At 45.4% G+C, this 711-nt stretch carries 2 protein-coding genes; both read left to right on the plus strand.

Going from position 1 to position 711, the window contains the following annotated elements; all coding sequences use genetic code 11:
* Positions 1 to 552: class I SAM-dependent methyltransferase (locus tag A3739_RS00765; protein ID WP_068499800.1), on the plus strand; the 552-nt coding region annotated here is incomplete at its 5' end.
* Between the two features lie 27 nt (positions 553 to 579).
* Positions 580 to 711: RNase H family protein (locus tag A3739_RS27890; RefSeq protein WP_304440233.1), on the plus strand; the 132-nt coding region annotated here is incomplete at its 3' end.

Consider the following 711-nt stretch of genomic DNA (forward strand, 5'->3'; position numbering starts at 1 on the left):
GTCGTTCCGAACTATGAAGTAGAAATGCCTAACAACACCTTGGTTTGTCAGACAACAGACATTGCATTGCCGCATGACAGTGCTGACTTAGTGATCATGCATCACGCTTTGGATTTCAGTCCTTCTCCTCATCAAACTTTGCGCGAAACCTCTCGTATCTTAAAGTCCAACGGGACTTTGGTTTTAATTGGGTTCAATCCACTGAGTTTGTGGGGTTTGGCTAAATTAGCCAATAGATCTCGATCTGGCATCTGGATGAATCGCTTTTTATCGGGCAATAGAGTCGCTGATTGGTTAACGCTGTTGGACTTCAAAATTGAAAGTCATAAATATCACTTTTATGCCCCAACCATTAATCGCCCTGGTTTAGCTAAGCGCTTTGCTTGGATAGAGAGTGTCGTCAACGCCAAGGTGCCATTGGGCGCTTACTACGTTATTATGGCGCGCAAACAGCAGTTGGGTTTGATTAATACCTCCCGACGATGGGCGCGAAAGCCCAACGTCATCGGATTGCCCGTAGCGAATCGACAATCGAGAGATTCGGAAAAATAGTTTTTATTACCGCCTAGATCAATATTCATGAGTACAGAAATAGATATTTATACCGACGGTGCGTGCAAGGGTAACCCAGGCCCCGGAGGCTGGGGAGCTCTGCTTATAAGCGGTACACACAGAAAAGAATTGTTTGGTGGTGAGCTAGATACTACGAAC

The organism is Oleiphilus sp. HI0067 (genome assembly GCF_001635735.1).